The organism is Actinosynnema sp. ALI-1.44 (assembly GCF_001984155.1).
GTDB lineage: Bacteria > Actinomycetota > Actinomycetes > Mycobacteriales > Pseudonocardiaceae > Kibdelosporangium.
In genome coordinates this window covers 419,861-436,355 of sequence record NZ_MTQO01000054.1, presented here as the reverse complement: position 1 = coordinate 436,355, position 16,495 = coordinate 419,861, and the positions used below count along the sequence as shown (strand labels likewise).

Annotated in this window: 15 protein-coding genes; all 15 read right to left on the bottom strand. The window is 69.3% G+C overall.

All coding sequences use genetic code 11. The features are described from left to right. Window positions 1-182: 182 nt before the first annotated feature. On the bottom strand, window positions 183-962 hold the full coding sequence (locus tag ALI144C_RS48990; RefSeq protein ID WP_076994148.1) for a hypothetical protein: 780 nt from the start codon (window positions 960-962) through the stop codon (window positions 183-185). A 19-nt stretch (window positions 963-981) separates the two neighbouring features. After that, window positions 982-1,821 carry a DivIVA-like cell division protein Wag31 gene (wag31, locus tag ALI144C_RS48985; protein WP_076994147.1) on the bottom strand — a complete coding sequence of 280 codons (840 nt, stop codon included), beginning with the start codon at window positions 1,819-1,821 and terminating at the stop codon, window positions 982-984. Between the two features lie 46 nt (window positions 1,822-1,867). Continuing rightward, a complete protein-coding gene (locus ALI144C_RS48980; protein ID WP_033381653.1) occupies window positions 1,868-2,143 on the bottom strand; it encodes a YggT family protein in 276 nt (91 codons plus the stop codon). A 28-nt stretch (window positions 2,144-2,171) separates the two neighbouring features. Then, entirely contained in the window at window positions 2,172-2,801 is a 630-nt protein-coding gene (locus ALI144C_RS48975; protein WP_076994146.1) for a cell division protein SepF, read from the bottom strand. A 94-nt stretch (window positions 2,802-2,895) separates the two neighbouring features. After that, the gene (locus ALI144C_RS48970; RefSeq protein ID WP_076994145.1) at window positions 2,896-3,624 is read right to left on the bottom strand and encodes a YggS family pyridoxal phosphate-dependent enzyme; all 729 of its coding nucleotides are present in this window, start codon (window positions 3,622-3,624) and stop codon (window positions 2,896-2,898) included. Then, window positions 3,621-4,328, bottom strand: a complete 708-nt coding sequence (gene pgeF / locus ALI144C_RS48965; protein WP_076994144.1) for a peptidoglycan editing factor PgeF — start codon at window positions 4,326-4,328, stop codon at window positions 3,621-3,623. Before pgeF ends, ALI144C_RS48970 begins: the two co-directional genes overlap by 4 nt. Window positions 4,329-4,403: 75 nt before the next feature. Continuing rightward, window positions 4,404-5,726, bottom strand: coding sequence for a cell division protein FtsZ (ftsZ, locus tag ALI144C_RS48960; protein ID WP_076994143.1), 1,323 nt, complete (start codon window positions 5,724-5,726; stop codon window positions 4,404-4,406). A gap of 254 nt (window positions 5,727-5,980) precedes the next feature. Further along, window positions 5,981-6,751 (bottom strand): cell division protein FtsQ/DivIB, encoded by a 771-nt coding sequence (locus ALI144C_RS48955; protein ID WP_076994142.1) that lies wholly within the window; start codon window positions 6,749-6,751, stop codon window positions 5,981-5,983. Continuing rightward, entirely contained in the window at window positions 6,748-8,190 is a 1,443-nt protein-coding gene (gene murC / locus ALI144C_RS48950) for a UDP-N-acetylmuramate--L-alanine ligase (RefSeq protein WP_083754061.1), read from the bottom strand. The genes ALI144C_RS48955 and murC overlap by 4 nt, the downstream gene beginning before the upstream one ends. Next, the gene (gene murG / locus ALI144C_RS48945) at window positions 8,187-9,296 is read right to left on the bottom strand and encodes an undecaprenyldiphospho-muramoylpentapeptide beta-N-acetylglucosaminyltransferase (RefSeq protein WP_076994141.1); all 1,110 of its coding nucleotides are present in this window, start codon (window positions 9,294-9,296) and stop codon (window positions 8,187-8,189) included. Before murG ends, murC begins: the two co-directional genes overlap by 4 nt. Then, complete coding sequence (gene ftsW, locus ALI144C_RS48940) at window positions 9,271-10,740, bottom strand: putative lipid II flippase FtsW (RefSeq protein ID WP_441297616.1); 1,470 nt, start codon at window positions 10,738-10,740, stop codon at window positions 9,271-9,273. The genes murG and ftsW overlap by 26 nt, the downstream gene beginning before the upstream one ends. 16 nt (window positions 10,741-10,756) lie before the next feature. Beyond that, on the bottom strand, window positions 10,757-12,439 hold the full coding sequence (locus tag ALI144C_RS58165) for a Mur ligase family protein (RefSeq protein WP_237774673.1): 1,683 nt from the start codon (window positions 12,437-12,439) through the stop codon (window positions 10,757-10,759). Then, window positions 12,426-13,514 carry a phospho-N-acetylmuramoyl-pentapeptide-transferase gene (mraY, locus tag ALI144C_RS48925; protein WP_076994139.1) on the bottom strand — a complete coding sequence of 363 codons (1,089 nt, stop codon included), beginning with the start codon at window positions 13,512-13,514 and terminating at the stop codon, window positions 12,426-12,428. Before mraY ends, ALI144C_RS58165 begins: the two co-directional genes overlap by 14 nt. Continuing rightward, entirely contained in the window at window positions 13,511-14,956 is a 1,446-nt protein-coding gene (locus tag ALI144C_RS48920) for a UDP-N-acetylmuramoyl-tripeptide--D-alanyl-D-alanine ligase (RefSeq protein WP_076994138.1), read from the bottom strand. Before ALI144C_RS48920 ends, mraY begins: the two co-directional genes overlap by 4 nt. Beyond that, the gene (locus ALI144C_RS48915) at window positions 14,953-16,476 is read right to left on the bottom strand and encodes a UDP-N-acetylmuramoyl-L-alanyl-D-glutamate--2,6-diaminopimelate ligase (protein ID WP_076994137.1); all 1,524 of its coding nucleotides are present in this window, start codon (window positions 16,474-16,476) and stop codon (window positions 14,953-14,955) included. The genes ALI144C_RS48920 and ALI144C_RS48915 overlap by 4 nt, the downstream gene beginning before the upstream one ends. Window positions 16,477-16,495: the final 19 nt, after the last annotated feature.

Sequence of the window (16,495 nt, the reverse complement as noted above, 5' to 3'; positions counted from 1 at the left end):
TCGTCACAGTGACAAGTCACAGTGAGACGAGAACCACTCGTTGACGGCTGTGACGGGCCTACCCGTCCGGTTCTACTGAGGTCGTGTCCCCCTGGGGGCTCGCGACCTGTTCTTCCGGAGGCTCCCCGGTGATGGCCGGATCGGTGCCTGTACTCCCTAGGGTACAAACACCGGCAAACGGGTTACGAGCGAGCCCTCTGCCGCGCGGCCAGCGTCGAGTCCGGCGCGCACAGCGAACACGGCGTGAACCCGAGGTCGCGCGCCTCGGCGATCGGCAACCCCATCACCGGGCGTTCGCCCAGCCAGGCGCAGGAGCTCAGGTGGTAGCGCGGCCGCTCGTCGATCACGACCACCTCGTCCTGCAGCTCGCTGACCACCAGCAGGTCGGTGGCGTCCGTGTTCTCCTCCAGCGGCTCGACGTTCTCGTCGAGCACCGGCTGCTGGACGGCCGTGACCGGCTCGGGCGGTGTGACCGGGTCCGGCGGTGGGACGTCGCTCGGCACGGCGTCCTGGATCGCCGTCACCGGCTCCGGCTGGTTCGTGCCGAAGGGCGGCTCCCCGAAGACAGGCGGGTCGAACGCGGGTTCCTTCGGACCGGAGTCCCGCATCTGCTGTTCGAACGCCTCGAACGACTCGTCGAACTCGCTGTCCGGGATCCGATCGGCGGACGGTCCCGCGGGTGCGGTGACCGGTCGGGAATCGGTCCGTGAATCCGTCCGGGGATCGAGCTGCGCCGCCGGAGACTCGTCCCGCTCGGGGTCGTCGGGTCCAGGCGCGTGGTCGGCCGCAGGATCCTCCTGCGACCGACGACGCCTGTTCTTGACCCAGTCGAGCACGAGCAGCACGGCCGCGACCACGCTGATCAGCACGGAGATCCATGCCCACAGCGTGTTGGCCGTGGTCAGCGCCGCGATCAGCAGACCGAGCGACACCACCACGAGCAACAGGACCAGATAGAGCATCTTTCAGGTCAGACCGGGCTCAGCCGGCTTCGGCCGCGCGCGGACCGAACGAGTAACCCTGCTGGCTGGACGACCGGCTCCCCTCCGACGACGGTGCCGCCGGTGCCCGGTCCTCCAGTTCGCGCAAGGACGACTGCAGCAGCGTCTTCAGGCGAGTGCGGTACTCGCGCTCGAAGGTCCGCAGCGTGTCCAGCTTCTTCTCGAGGGTCATCCGCTCCTGCTGCGCCGAGCCGATCAGCTCGGTGTGCTTGCGCTGCGCCTCGCGCTCCAGCGTGGTCGCCTTGTCACGGGCTTCCCTGGTCAGCGTCTCGGCACGGGTCCGCGCGTCGTTCAGCATGGTCTCGGCCCGGGTACGGGACTCGTTGATCATGGTGTCCGACTTGGCGCGCGCCTCGGAGAGCAGCTGCTCGGCCTTGGTGCGGGCCTCCGCGAGCATGCCGTCCGACTCGGCCTTGGCCTCGCCGGTGAGCCGGTCGGCCATCTCCTGGGCGAGACCGAGCACCTTGGCTGCCTGGACGTGGTGGTCCCCCCCACCTGCGCCCGGGTTGGTCTGCTCCATCGCACTCGGCGGTGGCACAGGCGTCAGGCGCCGCGAGGGTGGCGGCTCGTCCACGACGCGGGTCGGCGGGCCGGAGGAGAGGTTGGCCCTGGCGTCGTCCAGATCCGCGCGCGACGCCTCGAGCTGCGCGTCCAGCTGCTCGACCTGCGCACGCAGGTCGTTGTTCTCCTCGATCAGCCGGGCAAGCTCTCCCTCGACCAGGTCGAGGAACGCGTCCACCTCGTCCTCGTTGTAGCCCCGCTTCCCGATAGGAGGCTTGCTGAACGCGACGTTATGCACGTCAGCGGGGGTCAACGACATCAGATCACCTCACGCACTCACGGCCTGCGGGCACCAGGGTTCCCCGTCACCCTGGATACACCAGTCGCATTCCGATGAACACGACCAGCAGCAGCACCATAATCGATAAGTCCAGTCCTACGCCTCCGATCCGAACCATCGGGATCAACCGACGGAACAGCCGGACCGGAGGGTCCGTCACTGTGTAGATGGTCTCCAGCGCGACCGCAACCCCGCCTGCCGGATGCCACTCCCGGGCGAACGCCCGGACGAGCTCCACGATGACACGAGCGGTGAGCAGTAGCCAGAAGGCGAACAACACGTACCAAACGGCTAGAAGCACTGGTTCCACGTTACAACTCTGCCATTGGTCAGCCCCTGCTGGCGAACCCACCCTCGGCGAGCCTGCGCCGCTCCTCGGCGCTGACGTCGACGTTGGGTGGTGAGATCAAGAACACTTTGTTGGTGACCTTGTCCATATCGCCTCGAAGGGCGAAAACCAGACCCGCCGCGAAGTCCACCAGACGGCGCGCGTCGGAGTCCTCCAACTCGGTCAGGTTCATGATCACCGGCGTGCCCTCGCGGTAGTGCTCGCCGATGGTCCTGGCCTCGAGGTAGCTGGTCGGATGCAGTGTCACGATCCGCCCTTGCGGGGTGGCGGCCGGGCTGGACTCCGGCACCGGGCGCAGCCGCCCGGCCGGCTCGCGGTGCGGCTCCACCGCGAGAGCGCCGCGCGTCGGCGGCGTGTCCCCAGCCCACGGCGGACGGCCCCTGCCCCGGTCCGCCGGCTGGTAGTCCTGGTCGTCGGCCTCTTCGCGGAAGCCGGAACGGCGCCTGCGGCCGGAGGTGCGCTCTGGATACGCGGAGTAGTCGTCCTCGACGTATTCCGAGCGGTACCCGTCCGAGCGGTAGGACGAATAGCGCTCGTCCTCGCCCTCGTAGTCCTCGTCTTCCGCCGGGACCATCCCGAAGTAGGCCTTCAGCTTCTGCAAAGCACTCATGCCGTTGCCTTCCCTCCGCGACTCCCCGACGTGCGGAACAGCTACCCGATCCACTCATACCCAAAACCGACGGGGACCAGGCCGTGAATCGCACTCACGGTGAGGTTAACGGCCGGTCCCCTAGCAGAGCGGTTCCGACACGCACGCAGGTGGACCCGTGCGCGATGGCGGACTCCAGATCGGAGCTCATCCCCGCCGACATCTCGGTCGCCGCGGGGTGATCGTTACGGGTCCGTTCGAACACCTTCGCCAGCAGGTCAAAGGCATGATCGGGCGGCCAGCCCAACGGCGCGACGGCCATCAGTCCACTGAGATTCAATTCACTCTTGCGGGCTACCCCTTCGGCCAGCGCCGCGACCTCGTCGACCGGGCACCCGCCACGCTGCGCGTCGCCGTCCAGCGACACCTGGATGAGTACGTCCAACGGCGAACTTCGGTCACCCGCTGTCAGCGCCGCGTCCACCGCACGAGCGAGGGCGTCGGCCAACCGTGGCGAGTCGACCGACTGGACGACCGAGGCCCAGCGGGCCACCGAACGGGCCTTGTTGCGCTGGAGCTGCCCGACCATGTGCCACCGCACGTCGACGCCAGGCAGCATTTCACCGACAGCCCGGGACTTCGGCCCGGCTTCCTGGTCCTTGTTCTCGGCGAGCTGGGTCAGTCCGAGCTCGGCCAGCAGCGCGGCGTCCGAAGCGGGGAACCGCTTGGTCACCGGGAGCAACATCACTTCGTCGGCGGACCGGTTGACCTGGGCACACGCCGCAGCGATGCGATCTTGGACACCGCGGAGCGCCGCCGCGAGCTGATCACGCCGGTCGCTCATGCCGGATCGACCCAAGTCAGTGCCGCCAATCGCCCAGTGGTCCCTTCTCTGCGGTGACTGAACAGCGAACGGTCCTCGACCGTGCACCGCGGATCGATGCCGATCTTGCCGACCCCGATGGCGGCCAGTTGCTCCCACAGACCCGCCCGGAGATCGAGACCGGTCGTGCCGGAGCGGGTCCGGCTCGCGCTGCCCGGCAGGTGTTTTTCTACATCAGCTTGCATGTCCGGCGGAACTTCGTAGCACTGGCCGCAGACGGACGGGCCGAGCAGAACCTCGATCCGGTTCATCCGCGCTCCCGCGTCCTTCATCGCCTGCAGCGCCGTCGGCAGGACACCGACCCTCGCGCCGACCCGGCCCGCGTGGACCGCGCCGACGACACCCGCCTCCGCGTCGGCGAGCAACACCGGAACGCAGTCGGCCACGAGGACCGCGACCGCGATGCCCGGCTCCGCCGTCACGAGCGCGTCGGTCGCCTCGGCCGCCGCGCTGCGCGGGCCGTCGACGACCGTGACGGTCCGGCCGTGCACCTGTTCCATCCAGACCACGTGGTCGTCGGGAAGCTTGAGATCACGCGCCAGCCGCCGCCGGTTGGCCGCGACCGCCTCGGGATCGTCACCGACGTGGTCGCCGAGGTTGAAGGAGTCGTACGGCTTGGCGGAAACCCCGCCAGCCCGTGTCGTGACCACCCGTCGAATCCGCAAAAGTCCACCCCATAAAAGACTCGTGAGTGGTTAGTCCGGTTCTGACCGGCCTAACCACTCACGAGGATATTCAGGTCAGCGACGCATGAACGGCGGCACGTCGACCTCGTCGTCCGGGTCGTCGGTCACCGGGACCGGGCGGCTGGGCAGGTGCCCCCGCCCGACGCCTTCCAGACCCGTGGCCCGGGGGCCGGGCAGGCTCGTCGGGCGCTCCGGGGTGCGGGGCGCCGCGTACTGCGTCGGCTGGGGCGGCGTGGGAGGCGGGGTGTAGCTCGTCGTCGGCTGCGGCACCGGAGGCGCAGGCTGGATCGTCGGCGCGGGCTGCGGCTTCGGTTCCGGAGCCGGTTGCGGCTCCGGCTTCGCGACCTGTCCGGCCTCGGCCGTCGCCGTCGGCGGGTTCGCCGGTGTGCGGGACGCGACCAGTTGGGGGTCCAGCTTCTTGTGGGTCGGTGTCCCGCTGTCGAAGCCCGCCGCGATCACCGTCACCCGGACCTCGTCGCCCAGTGAGTCGTCGATCACCGTACCGAAGATGATGTTGGCTTCCGGGTGGGCCGACTCCTGCACGAGCGACGCCGACTCGTTGATCTCGAACAGGCCGAGGTCCGAGCCGCCCGCGATGGCCAGCAGCACGCCGTGCGCGCCGTCCATCGAGGCTTCCAGCAGCGGCGAGTTGATCGCCTTCTGCGCCGCCTGGACCGCACGGCCCTCGCCGCGGGCCGAGCCGATGCCCATCAGCGCGGAACCCGCGCCGGACATGACGCTCTTCACGTCGGCGAAGTCCAGGTTGATCAGACCGGGTGTGGTGATCAGGTCGGTGATGCCCTGGACACCGGACAGCAGCACCTCGTCCGCCGAGCGGAACGCGTCCATCAGGCTCACGCCGACGTCACCGAGCTGCAGCAGCCGGTCGTTCGGGATCACGATCAACGTGTCGCACTCGTTGCGCAGATCGGTGATGCCCTCTTCGGCCTGCCGCGCGCGGCGCTTGCCCTCGAACGAGAACGGCCGCGTGACGACGCCGATGGTGAGCGCGCCGAGCTTGCGGGCGACCGACGCGACGACAGGCGCGCCACCGGTTCCGGTGCCGCCTCCCTCGCCCGCGGTCACGAACACCATGTCCGCGCCCTTGAGGACTTCCTCGATCTCCTCGCGGTGGTCCTCCGCGGCCTTGTGGCCGACTTCGGGGTTGGCACCGGCACCGAGGCCGCGGGTCAGTTCGCGGCCGATGTCGAGTTTGACGTCGGCATCCGACATCAGCAGGGCCTGCGCGTCGGTGTTCACCGCGATGAACTCGACGCCTTTCAGGCCGACCTCGATCATTCGGTTGACAGCGTTGACCCCGCCGCCGCCGATACCGACGACCTTGATCACCGCCAAGTAGTTGTGCGGGGGCGTCATCGGTTCCGCCTTCCTCCAGTCATAGGTTCACACGTGGATCTCGCCGTTTTGCGTCCGGCGGCCACGCAAACCCTCAACCTCAACCAGAGATTCAGAGTCATGTCAACCCCGTACGTCCTCAACCGTGGACGGTAAAGACGGAACGTACGCGGGTCCAGTAGCCACGCCGTGTGTGACGCACCTGATCACCCGTGAGTATCAAAAGTATCGGGGTCCGCGGGCGATTCGTGTCGCCGGTTCCCACTTCATAGGACTCAGCCCGAGACCGTGGGCAGTTCCGGCGCGGCGACATCGTAGACCTTGCCGGGACGGGTCAGCAGGGCCGCGAGGACCATCGCCTTGCGTTCGGAGTCCACCGAATTGCCCCACTTCACCAGCTGCCCACCGGTGAGCGTGAGCTGCACGTCACCCACCGACTTCGCGGACAACGCCACCACCTGCTGCTTCAACTGTGGCGGGATCTTGCCGAGCACGTCGACGACCGCGTAGGTCGCCGCGTCCCCCGTTCCCAGGGTCGGCACCTCGATCGAAGGCAGGCCAGGTGGCGCCTGCGGCACGACCGCGTAGACGACTCCGGACGCGTCCACCATGTGCGCGCCGTCGGCGAGCTTGGCGTACCCGACCGGTTCCCGTTCGTTGACGGTGATCTCCACGGTACCCGGCCACGACCGCTCGACGCTGACCTTCGCGACCCGCGGCAGCGTGCGGACCCGGCCCGCGATCTCGTCGGTGTCGAGGCGGACCAACGGCTTGCCCATCTCCACCGCGGCCACCTTGCGCACCTCGTCGGGCGTCAGGCCCTGGGTGCCCTGCACGTCGACGGACCGCACGCCGAGCACCGGCGTGAAGAACACGACGTACAGCACCGCGAGCACACCGACGAAGATCAGCAGGACCATCCACCGGCGCATCAGCGCCCGGCGACGGGTCGGCCGCAGCAGCTCCCGCCTCGCCCTGCGCTCGCGAGCCGCCGCGCCCGCGCTGCTGACGGGGCGGCGGCTCTCGGGACGCGTGGGGCTCGTCATTGCCTGTCCAGTGCGGCAATCAGTTCCGGGCCGAGCGAGGTCACGTCACCCGCGCCCATGGTCAGCACCAGGTCACCGTCCTTGGCCAGCGACGCGACCAGACCAGGCACCTTGTCGAACGCGGGCTCGTAGTGCACCTGGGCCTTGGGCAGCGGAACGGCGTCGGCGATCAACGCACCGCTCACCCCCGGCTCAGGCGCTTCCCGCGCGCCGAACACGTCCAGCACCACGACCTCGTCGGCCAGTGCCAGCGCGTCGGCGAACTCCTTGGCGAACGTACGGGTCCGCGAGTAGAGATGCGGCTGGAACACCACAAGCACCTTCCCGCCGTTGGCCGCTGGGCGCACAGCACGCAGCTGCGCGGCGACCTCCGTCGGGTGGTGCGCGTAGTCGTCGTACACGCGTACGCCACGGGAACGGCCCTTGAACTCGAACCGCCTGCGGACGCCACCGAAGGCGGCGATGCCGTCCAGCAAGCCCTCCAGCGGCGCACCGAGTTCCAGCCCGGCGAGCAGCGCGGCCAGGCCGTTGGCGGCCATGTGCTCGCCCGGCACCGCGATGCCGACCTCGATCTCCTTGCCGTCCAACGAGATCACCGCGCGACCGGCGCCGTCGACCGGGTCGTAGGACAGCAGTTTGGCGGCGTCCGCACCATCGGCGTTGCGACCGTAGCGGCGTACCCGCACGCCACGGGCCTCGGCCCGTACCGCGAGCGCCGCCGCGCCGGGGTCGTCCGCGCAGACGATCAGCACGCCGTCCGGGTTCAGGCGATCCACAAAGGACTCGAAGACGGCCGCGTACGCCTCCGGCGTGCCGTGGTGGTCGAGGTGGTCGGCCTCGACGTTGGTCACGACCGCGACCGACGGCGTGAACACCAGGAACGACCCGTCGCTCTCGTCCGCCTCGGCGACGAAGATGCCCACGTGCCCGTCGGCGCCCTCGGTCACCGAGCCCTGGTGCGCGTTCGCGCCGGACTCGTTGAGGTCCCCGCCGATCGCGAAGGACGGGTCGAGCCTGCAGTGCTGCAACGCGACAGTCAGCATCGACGTCGTCGACGTCTTGCCGTGGGTACCGGCGATGCACGCGACCCGGTGACCGACCATGAGCCCGGCCAACGCCTCCGAGCGGTGCAGCACGGTGATGCCGCGCCGCCGCGCCTCGACCAGTTCCGGGTTGTCCTCCTTGATCGCGGTGGACACCACGACCGCGGTCGGCCCGTCCGGCAACAGGTCCAGGTTCCCCGCGGCCTGGCCGACCGCGATGAGCGCGCCCTGCGCCCGCAGCGCGAGCGAAGTGCGCGACTCCTTGGCGTCCGAACCGGACACCCGCAGGCCACGGGCGAGCAGGATCCTGGCGATGCCGCTCATGCCGGCGCCGCCGATCCCGACGAGGTGCGCCCGGTCGAGCACCGCGGGCGTGTTGATGGATCCGATCGTCACTTGCCCACCACGTCCAGGACCATCTTGGCCAGCACGTCCGCCGCGGCACGGTGCCCCGTGCTCTGCGCGGCGGCGCCCATCGCGCTCAGCCTGCGCGGGTTGCTCAGCAGCGGGATCAGGAGCTCCTTGACCTTCTCCGGCGTGAGTTCGTCGTCGTTCACCATGAGCGCACCGCCTGCCGTGACCACGGGACGACAGTTGAAGGCCTGTTCGCCGTTACCGATCGGCAACGGCACGAACATCGCGGGCAGCCCGACAGCGGACACCTCGGCGACGGTCATGGCACCGGAACGGCACAGCACCGCGTCCGCGGCGGCGTACGCGAGGTCCATCCGCTCCAGGTACGGCACCGGAATGTACGGCGGCGCACCGGGGATCTGCTGGACGGCCACGGAGTTCTTCGGGCCGTGCGCGTGCAGCACACCGATCCCGGCCTTGGCGAACTCGCTCGCCAGCGGCGCCACCGCGTTGTTGATCGTCTGCGCGCCCTGCGAGCCGCCGAACACCAGCAGCGTCGGCGCGTGCGGGTGCAGCCGGAAGAAGCGGCGCGCCTCGTCCCTGAGCGCCTGGCGGTCCAGGTCCGTGATCGACGCCCGCAGCGGGATGCCGATGATCTCGGCGTCCGACAGACCCGAGTCCGGCACGGCCGCGGCGACGCGTTTCGCGTACCGCGCGCCGACCTTGTTGGCCAGCCCGGCGCGGGCGTTGGCCTCGTGCACCACGATCGGCGTACGGCCACGCGCGGCCAGGTACGCGGGCAGCGCCACGTAACCGCCGAAGCCGACCACCACGTCCGCACCGACCCGGTCCAGCACGGCACGGGTGTGCTTGATCGCGCGGCGCACGTTGAGCGGCAGCTTGAGCAGGTCCATCGTCGGCTTGCGGGGCATCGGCACCGGCGGGATGAACTCCAGCGGGTAGCCACGCGACGGCACGATCTTGCCCTCGAGGCCGCGCTGCGTGCCGAGGGCGACGACCCGGGCGTCGGGCCGGGCACGCATCACCGCGTCGGCCAACGCGAGTGCCGGTTCGATGTGTCCGGCCGTGCCCCCACCGGCCACCACGACACACGGTCCCTGGTTAATGACGTCCTCCTTCGTCCGCACGAGGTTGGCCGGTGCGGCCGCGTGCCGAACGCCTGTGTTCCCGACGGTGTTCCGGAACCGGAACGCTACGACGAGTCCTGCGGCGCTCGTGCAGCTGGCGCTCCGACGTGCCTGCCCGCTTCGTCGCCGGTTCGCGGCGTCCGGTCGCTCGTGGCGGCGTGGACGGTCGCACCGGCTTGCGCTTCTGCGGCGGGTTGTACACGTCGGGGGCGGGCAGCTTCATGAGCCGGCCGAACCGACCTGGTCCCTGCGAGCGTAGTGCGGCCACGGATTCGGGTTCATGGCGAGCACAGTTAGCGAGGATGCCGAACACGAACATGGTGACGACGATGGAGCTGCCACCGGCGGAAATCATCGGCAGCGTGATGCCGGTGACCGGCAGCAGGCCCACGACGTAGGCGATGTTGATGGCGGCCTGGGCGACCAGCCAGACGGTGACGGTGGCGGCGACCATCCGGATCCACGGGTCGATGTTGCGGGCGGCGATCCGCAGGCCGGTGATGGCGAGCATGGCGAACAGGCCGAGCACCAGCGCGCACCCGAGGAAACCGAGCTCCTCGCCGATCAGGGCGAAGATGAAGTCGTTGTGAACGTTGGGCAGGTACTCGAACTTGGACTGGCCCTGGCCGAGGCCCTTGCCGAACAGACCGCCGTCTGCCAGCGCGTACTTCGCCTGGAGGCCCTGCAGGCCCTTGCCGCTGGGGTCGGCCTCCGGGTCGAGGAAGGACAGGACACGCGCGACCCGGTACCCCTCGGTGAGCGACAGCGTGACGATGCCGCCGAGGCCACCGATGGCGGCGGCGCCGAACAGCCGCATGGGCGCACCCGCGAACCACAGCAGGGCGAACAGCACGACGATGAGCGTGACCGTGCCGCCCAGGTCCGGCTGCATCATGACCAGCGCGAACATCAGCAGCGCGACGGGCACAAGCGGGACAAGCAGGTGCCGGTACTGGTGCAGCAGGGCCTTCTTCTGCACGAGGACGTGCGCGCCCCACAGCACGAGGGCGAGCTTGGCCACCTCGATCGGCTGGAACGAGATCGGGCCGACCACGAACCAGCTACGCGCGCCGTAGAACTCCTTGCCGATGATGAGGACGAGCACGAGCATGCCGAAGCAGACGGCGAGCGCGGGGGCGGAGAACTGGCGCATCACCCGCAACGGCATCCGCAGCGCGATCCAGAACGCGATCGAGCCGATGGCGACGAACAGCAACTGCTTCTTGAAGACGGTGTACACCGACGGGCCGGTGTCCAGCGAGACGACGGAGCTGGCGGACAGCACCATCACCAGACCGAGGACGGTGAGCAGGCCGAACACCGCGAGGACGAGGTGGAAACTGGCTAGCGGACGGCCGAGCCACGCGGTCAGGACGGAGAAGAAGCCGGCACGTTTGCGCCGCGGCCGCTTGCGGTTCTCGGTCGGTTGGAGGGTGGCTGTCACAGAGGTGCCTCCCCGGTCACGCCGATGCCTGGACTGCCTTCGCGACCGCCGCGGTGAACGCCTCGCCCCGGTGGACGTAGCTGGCGAACATGTCGTGCGACTTGGCAGCGGGCGCCAGCAGCACGACATCACCAGGACGCGCGAGTTCCCGAGCCGCGCGCACGGCGGCAGTCATGGGCTCATCGTCTCCCGAACCGAGCCGCATGACGGGGACCTCAGGCGCGTGTCGCCCGACGGCTTGCGCGAAAACATCCTGATCAGCGCCCAGCAACACGACACCGCGTAGCCGCCCGGACACACTCGCGACAAGATCATCGACCTCGGCGCCGTGCAACAGGCCCCCGGCGATCCAGACGACGTGCTCGTACGCGGTAAGCGATCCGTGCGCGGCGTGGGTGTTCGTGGCTTTGGAGTCGTTGACGAACTTGACGCCGTCGACCTCGCCCACGAGTTGGACGCGGTGCGGTTGGGGCTGGTAGCTCTTCAGGCCTTCGCGGACCGCTCCCGGGCTGACGCCGTACGCCCTCGCCAGCGCCGCGGCGGCAAGGGCGTTGCTGACGTTGTGCATACCGGATGGGCGGACTTCGTCAACCCGGCACAGGCGGATCAGGGCCGGGTTGTCCACAGGCTCTTCGGTTGTCCCCAGGCCGCCTTCTTGATCTTGCCCCCGCTGCTCACCTCGATAGACTGGAGCAGGGACGCCCCCCGGGTCGGGTGGGGGCTGTTCTGGTGGGGTTTCGGGGGGTTGCTCGGCAGTGGTTTTGGGGTCTTGAGCAGTGGTTTCGGGCGCTTGCGCAATGATTTCCGGGACTCGCGCGATGATTCCGGGGGCTTGCGCAGTGATCTCCGCGGCTCTCGCCGCTCCCTCTGCGGCTCGCGCTGTTGTCTCTGGGGCTTGTGCCGCGGTTTCGGCGACCGGGCCACGTGCTTGCGAGGCGTCGGACGGGTCCTGGCCGCCGATGCGTTCGGTCGTCTCGACCAGCCAGCCGTCGTGGATGCCGTAGCGGTTCTCGCCGCCTGGTTCGTGCACGGTGAAGCCGGTGCCGCCGCCGGAGAGCCGGGTCGACCACGGGTCGTCGGCGTTGAAGACCCGGGTTTTGGCGCCGCGGTAGATCTTGGCCTTGGCGGTCGCGTACTCCTCCATCGTGCCGTGCCACTCCAGGTGGTCTTCGGCGAGGTTGAGCAGCACGGCCGCGTCCACGGCCAAGGATTCCTGCCAGTGCAGCTGGTAGCTGGACAGTTCGACCGCCAGCACTTCGTACCCCGCGCGGACAGCGTCGACCACGGGCAGGCCGACGTTGCCACAAGCCACGGCCTTCGCACCGGACGCGAGCAGGATCGACTCCAGCATGCCGACGGTCGTGGTCTTGCCGTCCGTTCCCGTCACCGCGAGCCAGACCTGGTCGGTGGTCATCCGCCAGGCCAGTTCGACCTCGCCGATCACTTCGATGCCCCGCTCCGCCGCCGCCAGGAGCAGTGGGCTGGTGGGCTTCCAGCCCGGGCTGGTCACCACCAGGTCCGTGTCGTCGGACAGTCCAGGCCGGGCGAGGTCACCGAATTCGGCCAACGCCTCCGGGTGGCCGTCGGTGATCGTCACGTGCGCGCCCAACTCCCGCAGCGCGGCAACGGTCGACCTGCCGGTCACGCCCGCGCCCGCGACCAGGACGTTGCGACCGCGCAGCGACTCAGTTCGCGCCACTTGCCGCCAGCCATTCGCTGTAGAACAGGCCGAGGCCGAACATCGCGCAGACGCCACCCAGCAGCCAGAACCGGATGATCACCGTGGTTTCCGCCCACCCGGCCAGCTCGAAGTGGTGGTGGAACGGCGCCATCCGGAAGATTCGTCTGCCCGTCGCCCTGAAGACCGCGATCTGCAGGATCACCGACAGCATCTCCACCGCGAAGATGCCACCGATCACGATCATCAGCAGCTCGGTGCGGGTCATCATCGACAGCCCGGCGACCAGGCCACCCAGCGCCAACGAGCCGGTGTCGCCCATGAAGATCTTCGCCGGGGCCGCGTTCCACCAGAGGAAGCCGATGCACGCGCCCATCGCCGCCGCCGCGACGATCGCGAGGTCGAACGGGTCCCGCACGTCGTAGCAGGCCGAGCCGAGCGTTGTGCTGCAGTCGTTTCGCAGCTGCCAGAAGCAGATCACCACGTACGTGCCGAAGACCATCGCCGCCGAGCCGCCCGCGAGGCCGTCGAGTCCGTCGGTGAAGTTCACCGCGTTCGACCACGCGCCGATGATCCCGTAGCAGAACACCACGAAGCCGACCGTGCCGAACGAGATGAACGAGATGTCCCTGATGAAGGACAGGTTCGGCGACGCCGGGCTGAGGCCGTTCTCGTCGATGAACTGCAGGGCCAACACCGCGAACGAGATGCCGACGACCAGTTGGCCGACCAGTTTCGCCGTCTTGTTCAGGCCGAGGTTGCGCTGTTTGCGGATCTTGATGAAGTCGTCGAGGAATCCGACGAGGCCGAGGCCCGTCGTCAGCATCATCACCAGCCAGCCGGACGCTGTCGGGCCCTCGTCGCGGCCGAGCAGCAGCATGTTCACGCCGTACGAGCCGAGGTACCCGACCCACATGGCGACCATGATCGCCACGCCGCCCATCGTCGGGGTACCGCGCTTGGACTTGTGGCCCTGCGGCCCTTCCTCGCGGATCTCCTGCCCGAAGCCCTGCCGGGAGAAGATCTTGATCAGGTAGGGCGTGAACAGGATGGAGATGACCAGTGCGATCGCACCGGCGATGCCGATACCGATCACCGGGCGTCATCCTCCAGCAGCGCGTCGGCCACCCGCCACAGCGCCTCGGACTTCGAGGCCTTGACGAGCACGACGTCACCGGGTCGCAGTTCGGTCCGCAGCAGCGCGACCGCCGCGTCGACATCCGGCACGAGCACGGATTCCTCTCCCCATGAGCCTTCGAGGTGGGCGCCCTGGTGCATGGCCCGCGCCTGGTCACCCACCACAACGAGCCGATTGATGTCCAGCCGGACCACGAACCGGCCGATCTCGTCGTGCGCGGCGACGTGCTCCGCGCCGAGGTCGGCCATCGTGCCCAGCACCGCCCAGGTGCGGCGGTTTTCCCGCCTGGCTATCTCGGCAACGCTCTTCAACGCCGCCTTCACCGAGTCCGGGTTGGCGTTGTACGAGTCGTTCACGACCGTCACGCCGTCGGGCCGGGTCGTGACATCCATGCGGCGCGCGGACACGCGCTTTGCTTGGGACAGTCGCTCGGCGACCTCTGCGGGTGTGGCGCCGAGTTCCAGCGCGACAGCGGCTGCGGAGAGCGCGTTGCCCACGTGGTGTGGTCCGTGCAGCGCGAGCGTGACGTCGGCGTCGCCCTGCGGCGTCACGAGCCGGAACGACGCACGTGCTTCGCTGTCGAGCACGATGTTCTCGGCGCGGATGTGCGCGTCGGGGCTTTCGCCGACGAACACCACGCGGGCCTTCGTCCGCGAGGCCATCGCCTTGACCAGCGGATCGTCCGCGTTGAGGATGGCCACGCCGTCCTCGGGCAGTGCTTCGACGAGCTCGCCCTTGGCCTCGGCGATGCCTTCCCGCGAGCCGAACTCGCCGATGTGCGCGGTGCCGACGTTGAGCACGGCGCCGATCTTCGGCGGCGCGAGCTCCGCCAGCGCCCGGATGTGCCCTTTCCCGCGGGCCGACAGTTCGAGCACCAGGTTGCGGGTGTTCTCGTCAGCGCGCAGCACGGTCCACGGGTGACCGATTTCGTTGTTGAACGAGCCGGGTGGCGCCACGATCGGCCCCATCGGTTCGAGCACCTGGGCGATCAGGTCCTTGGTCGAGGTCTTGCCGGACGATCCGGTGACGCCGACGATCGTCAGATCCGGCAACCGGGCGGCGACATAGCGGGCAAGGGCCGCCAACGCGGCGAGGACAGCGGCACCGGATCCGTCCTTGTCCCCGGCCAACGCGAACGCGCCGCGTTTCATGTCGGCCACCGGCGGCACGATCACCGCGGGCGCGTCGATCTCGCGCGCCGCCAGCGTCAGCCGGGCGCCGGAAGACTTGGCGAAGTCGTGGCCGTCGACCTTCGCGCCCGGGATCGCCACGAACAGGCCGTCCGGTGTGACCTCGCGGGAGTCGAACTCGACCGTGCCGGTGACGGTGACATCGCCGGACACGTTGTGCAGCCTGCCACCGACCGCTTCGGCGATCTGCGCAGCGGTCAAGGGGATCACAGTGTCACCTCGCGGATCGCGGCGGAAAGTTCGTCCCTGTCGGAGAACGGGTGCACGACACCGGCGATCTCCTGGCCCGTCTCGTGGCCCTTGCCCGCGACGACGACGGCGTCGCCGGGCCTGGCCTCGGCGACCGCCGCGAGGATCGCCGCGCGCCGGTCGCCGATCTCACGCACGTCGCCACGCCCGGCTGCCGCCCGAGCGCCGTCGGCCATCGCCTTGCGGATCGCGGCCGGGTCCTCGCTGCGCGGGTTGTCGTCGGTGATGATCAACAGGTCGCTGCGGATGGCGGCTTCCTTGCCCATCAACGGGCGCTTGGCCGCGTCGCGGTCACCGCCGCAGCCGAGCACGACGATCACACGACCGGTCGTGCGCGCCCTGATCGCGTCCAGCGCGAGTGCGACGGCGGCGGGCTTGTGGGAGTAGTCGACGACCGCGGTGAACCGCTGGCCCAGTGCGACCCGCTCCATCCGGCCGGGGACCTGGACCTCGGCGAGTCCCTCGGTGATCGCCGCCGGCTCGACACCGGCGACGGTCAGGCACGCGGCGGCCAGCAGCGCGTTCGCGACGTTGAAGGTGCCGGGCATCGGCAGCCGGACGGGGATGCGCACGTCGGGGCCGACGATGGTGAACGTCTGCTCGCCGTCGACGGACGACGTGACGCCCTCGGCGGTCCAGTCGGCGCCGTGCCCGGTGGCCACGGTGATCGTGTCGGCCTTGACCAGGCGCGATCCCCACTCGCCGTCGGTGTTGACGACTTCGCTGGTCGAGCGGCCGTCGAACAGCAGGGCCTTGGCCTGGAAGTAGTCCTCCATGTCGTGGTGGAAGTCCAGGTGGTCCTGCGAGAGGTTCGTGAAGGCACCGACCGAGAAGCGTGTCCCGCCGACCCGGCCGAGCGACAGCGCGTGGCTGGAGACCTCCATCGGAACGTGGGTGACGCCTCGTTCGACCATCACGGCGAACAGCGCCTGCAGGTCGGGCGCCTCCGGCGTGGTGAACGCGCTGGCGAGGCGCTCCCCGGCGATCCGCGTCTCCACGGTGCCGACCAGGCCGGTCGTCTGCCCGGCGGCCCGGAGGCCCGCGTCGAGCATGTAAGTGGTCGTGGTCTTCCCGGACGTGCCGGTGACGCCGAGAACGGACAGGCGCAGCGACGGCTCGCCGTAGATCCACGCGGCAATCGACCCGAGCACGCCACGCGGGTCCTTGTGGACAAGTACCGGAACGTCGACGTCCGCCAGCAGAGCCGCACCCGCGCGGTCGGTGAGGATCGCCACCGCACCGGCCGACACCGCCTCAGCGGCGAATTCGGCACCGTGCACCCGGGCACCGGGCAGCGCGGCGAACAGATCGCCTCGCTGCACGTGCTGGGCACGCAAGGTGGCACCGGTGACCATCCCATCGAGATCACCGTGGGCGGGGTGCGCGTCCGCACGGGCCACCAGCGTGGTCAGTGGGACGGGTTCTGTTTTGGCAGGGCGGGGCGGCGCGTTCACAGCCTTGCCCTCGAGCTTCGCGGGCACGCGCGAGAGGCTACCTTCG